Raw genomic sequence first — 2,965 nt, 5'->3', positions numbered from 1 at the left:
CGCCGTGCGCCTCGCCGCCGAGCGCGCGCAGGCCGAGGCCGAGCTCGACACCCTGCTCTCCTCCCGCCCCGAGGACATCGCGCTGGCGCAGGCGCGCCTCGCCGCCGCGGAGGCGGCGCTGGCCAAGGCCCGGGCGGATGCCGAGCTGTCGCGCGTGCGCGCGCCCTTCGCCGGCACCATCCTGCGCATCATCGCCCGGCCCGGCGACCAGGTGGGCAATGATGGGCTGCTCGAGATCGGCGACCTCAGCCGCATCGACATCGTGGCGGACGTGTACGAGACCGACCTGCCGCGCCTGCGCATCGGCGCCCCGGCCGAGGTGGTGGTGCCCGGCGAGGCGCAGCGCTTCGGCGCGACGCTGCGCGAGATCGGCTGGACGGTGCGCCGCACGACCCAGGCCAATACCGATCCCATCGCCGCGGTGGACAGCCGCACGGTCGAAGTGCGCCTCACGCTCGACGAGGCAGGTGCGAACGCGCTGCGCCGGCGATCCAACATGCAGGTGCAGGTGGCGATCCGCCCATGAACGCGATGGCGAAGGCCCCGCTTCTCCCCTGGGCGCCAGAGAAATCCGGCGAGGGCGCCTCCGCCGCCGCGTCGGCATCTGTGCCGCCGCCGGCGCGCCCCGGCCCCCTCGGCACCCTGCTGCTGCCTGCGCGCCTGGCCTGGCGGCAGTTGCGCGCCGAGCGCGCGCGGCTGTTCTCGGCCATGGCGGGCGTGATGTTCGCGGCCGTTCTGGTCTTCATGCAGCTCGGCTTCCGCTCGGCCCTGTTCGACAGCGCCACGCGCCTGCTCGCGAACATGCAGGCGGAGCTGTTCCTGATGAACCCGCTCACCACCGCGTCCTTCCGGCCCGAGCCGCTGCCGCGCATCCGCGCGCACCAGGCGCTGGCGCTGCCCGAGGTCGCGCAGGCGGTGCCGGTCTACCTGGCGCAGACCACCTGGCGGAACCCCGAGACCGGGGCGCGCCGCGCCATCCAGATGATCGGCTTCGACGTGGAAGCCGGGGCGATGCACTTCGCAGGGCTCGACTCCATCACGCCGGCGCTGCGCCGCGTCGACGCGGTGGGCTTCGACGAGCGCTCGCGCCCCGAATTCGGCAACGTGGCGCGCCTGTTCGCCGAGCGCGGGCCCTTCGACGTGCAGGTGGGCAACCGCATGGTGCAGGTGGCCGGGCTGGTCTCGATCGGCCCGTCCTTCGGCGCCGACGGCAACCTGGTCATGAGCGAGGTGAACTTCCGCCGCATGATCCGCGAGCGCCAGGCCTCCAACACCGACCTGGTCGCCATCCGGCTGCAGCCCGGCACCGACGTGGCCGCCGCGCAGCAGCGCCTGCGCGAGATCCTGCCGCCCGACGTCGTGGTGCTGACGCATGCGCAGCTCGTCGCGCACGAACGCAACTACTGGGAAACCGCCACGCCGATCGGCTTCATCTTCGCCTTCGGATCGGTCATGGGCCTGATCGTGGGCATGGTGATCGTCTACCAGATCCTGTTCAGCGACATCGCCAACCACCTGCGCGAATACGCGACGCTGAAGGCGATCGGGTATTCGAACTTCTACCTGGCGCGCGTGGTGATGGCCGCCGCCCTGATCCTGGCGGTGATCGGCTTCCTGCCCGGCGCGGCGCTGTGCATCTGGCTCTATGACATGGTCGCCGGCGCCACCTTCCTGCCACTGGCCATGACCCTCGAACGCGCCGTGCTGGTGTTCGGCCTGATCTTCGCGATGTGCAGCGCAGCCGGCCTGCTCGCCATGCGCAAACTCCGCGACGCCAGCCCGGCGGACATGTTCTGATGGGAGCGGCCTGGCGCGACGGTTGCACCGGAGAGGGGCTTTGCCCCCCTCCGGACCTCCCCCCACCAAGGGGCAACGGCCCCTTGGATCCGCGGGCTTTTCATCGGGCATTTCGGGGAGGGGCATCGTCTGTGGGCCCTGGCGCGCAGGTCGCGCCATGCCCCTCCCCGAAATGCCCGATCAAGTCGAAGGGTCCAGGGGCCCTTAGGCCCTTGGCGGGTGGGGGTTCGGGGGAGGGCAGAGCCCTCCCCTTTGCGACCGTCGCCCCATGACCGACCCCATCGGCATCTCCCGCCTGACCTATGCGTACGGGGAGGGCGAGTTGCGGCGGCCCGTGCTGCGCGACATCGACCTGACCGTGCATGCCGGCGAGGTGGTGTTGCTGACGGGTCCGTCGGGGTCGGGCAAGACGACGTTGCTGACCTTGATCGGTGCCTTGCGTGCCATGCAGGAGGGGTCGTGCCGCGTGCTCGGGCGCGAGTTGATGGGCGCGTCGGAGCGCGATCGCGTGCGGTTGCGCCGGTCGATCGGCTTCATCTTCCAGAACCACAACCTGTTGGGCTTCCTGACGGCGCGGCAGAACGTGGCGATGGCGCTCGAGATCGAGGCGGCGCTGCCCGAGCGCGAGCGGCTCGAGCGTGCGGGCGAGATGCTGCGCGCCGTGGGCCTCGCCGGCCACGAGGACAAGCCGCCGGCCAAGCTGTCGGGCGGGCAGCGCCAGCGCGTGGCGATCGCGCGCGCACTGGTGGCGGGGCCTGGCCTGGTGCTTGCGGACGAGCCCACGGCGGCGCTCGACAAGGTCTCGGGCGCGGAGGTCGCGCATCTGCTGCGCGACATGGCGAAGTCCCGCGGCACGCCGATCCTGATGGTGACGCACGACCCGCGCATCCTCGACATCGCCGACCGCGTGGTGGCGATGGAGGATGGCCGCATCGTTGAAGCCCAGGCGGCCTGAGGATCTTGCGCCTACCATTGGCCACGTTGATCTGAATCAATCACCTTCGTGGCGCCGGCTGCGATGCTTCGCCGCATGTGGAACTCCTCCCAATGTCGGCGACGCGCCCCGGCCACGGCGTGAAGGATGCCGGCCCGCTGCTGGCGGCCGCGGCGCCCGAGGCGCGCGCCCGGCTGCTCGCGCAGGCGCGGCCTCTCGTGCTGCCGCGCGGCG

At 71.7% G+C, this 2,965-nt stretch carries 3 protein-coding genes; all 3 read left to right on the top strand.

Annotated features, from left to right (window positions below; translation table 11 throughout):
• Window positions 1-526 (top strand): efflux RND transporter periplasmic adaptor subunit (locus HW578_RS24885; RefSeq protein ID WP_198373387.1); only part of this gene is annotated, 526 nt, incomplete at its 5' end.
• A gap of 5 nt (window positions 527-531) precedes the next feature.
• On the top strand, window positions 532-1,797 hold the full coding sequence (devC, locus tag HW578_RS24880; protein ID WP_198373386.1) for an ABC transporter permease DevC: 1,266 nt from the start codon (window positions 532-534) through the stop codon (window positions 1,795-1,797).
• 268 nt (window positions 1,798-2,065) lie between these two features.
• Window positions 2,066-2,752 carry an ATP-binding cassette domain-containing protein gene (locus HW578_RS24875; protein WP_198373385.1) on the top strand — a complete coding sequence of 229 codons (687 nt, stop codon included), beginning with the start codon at window positions 2,066-2,068 and terminating at the stop codon, window positions 2,750-2,752.
• Window positions 2,753-2,965: the final 213 nt, after the last annotated feature.

Source organism: Roseomonas rosulenta, assembly GCF_016106005.1.
GTDB classification, from domain to species: Bacteria; Pseudomonadota; Alphaproteobacteria; order Acetobacterales; family Acetobacteraceae; genus Neoroseomonas; species Neoroseomonas rosulenta.
This window is presented reverse-complemented; position numbering and strand designations above follow the sequence as displayed.

What these genes read in the sequence shown, in the direction of transcription:
- HW578_RS24875 (WP_198373385.1), top strand. Translation starts at nt 2,066, where the DNA reads ATGACCGACCCCATCGGCATCTCCCGCCTGACCTATGCGTACGGGGAG.
- devC (WP_198373386.1), top strand. Translation starts at nt 532, where the DNA reads ATGGCGAAGGCCCCGCTTCTCCCCTGGGCGCCAGAGAAATCCGGCGAG.